Origin of the sequence: Enterococcus italicus DSM 15952 (assembly GCF_000185365.1) — a bacterium.
In the GTDB taxonomy this organism is placed as follows: domain Bacteria; phylum Bacillota; class Bacilli; order Lactobacillales; family Enterococcaceae; genus Enterococcus_G; species Enterococcus_G italicus.
Window position 1 is genome coordinate 1 of record NZ_GL622263.1, and the last position, 1,193, is coordinate 1,193.

Here is a 1,193-nt window from a genome sequence, read left to right on the forward strand (position 1 = left end):
AAAATAAAGTCCGTCTAGGTGTTAACGGCAACGATAAAATGTAGGAAAGGGGGTGCGGATGTTTTTCTGGACCTTTTTTAACAAATAAATCCTTATTTCTTTCGATATTGAAGAGGCCTTATTCCTCCTGAAGATAACTTGATTCGTTGATTATTGTACCAATGGATATAGTCATCTACCTGATTGATAAACTGATTGATTGTTGTGTTTTTCCAGTCACGTTGATAAAACACTTCATTCTTTAAACGTCCAAAGAAACCTTCACACGCTGAGTTATCTGGCGAGCACCCCTTTTCAGACATAGAACGAGACAAGTTTGCCTTGTTCATTCGCTCGATCCAACCTGGCCATCGATAGTGAGCACCACAATCCGAATGAATAATCGGGTACTATTGATCTTGCAAGGTAGCTATCCCAGTATCTAGCATAGTATTCACTAATTCTGAATCAGGCTTTGTTCCGATGGTCCAGCTAATAATAGCTCCATCATAACAATCAACAAGTGGGGATAAATAAACTTTTCCTGCAGGAATTTTCAACTCAGTAATATCTGTTAACCATTTTTCATTTGGTTTTTCTGCTTTGAAATTACGATTCAAAAGATTTAGTTGTGCAGGAGTAATTTCTCCAACATATGAAGAGTATTTTTTTCGCTTAGAAAATTTAATCATCAAGTTTTCCTCAAGCATTAATCTCCGTATGACTTTTTCAGATAGGCTTTTCCCCATGTTTTTTAAAGCTTGGTGAATTCTGCGGTAACCATAAGCACAGAAGTTACTGTTGAAAATAGTCATGATCAATTGACATTCTTCAACATATTTATCTGGTTTCTCACGTGCCTTTTTTTGATAAAAATTGCTACTTTTAGACAACTTAAGTTGTTGAAGCAGCTCCTTCAACGTAAATCGATTTCGTTGAGCATCAATCAATATCGTTTTTTCTTGATTTGATAGATAAAGAAGATTGATGCCCTTTTCTTTTTTTAGCAGTTCAGCAGCTCCTTCTAGCAATGCTTTTTCGATTTGTAATTGGTGTACTTGTTTTTGTAATTCTTCCACTTCTTTTAAAAGTAACTCTTTTTTTTCCTTGATTTTTTGAAGTCATGCGCAATGGGAAATCCTTTCCAAGAAACGTGTTTTTCCATTGGTAAAGCGATCCTCGACTGACGCCTTCATCTTTCGCTAACTTTTTTC

Annotated in this window: 1 pseudogene; it reads right to left on the minus strand. The window is 35.8% G+C overall.

Annotated features, from left to right (window positions below):
• Positions 1 to 92 precede the first annotated feature (92 nt).
• Positions 93 to 1,193, minus strand: a pseudogene (locus HMPREF9088_RS11505) (IS3 family transposase); the annotation flags it as partial.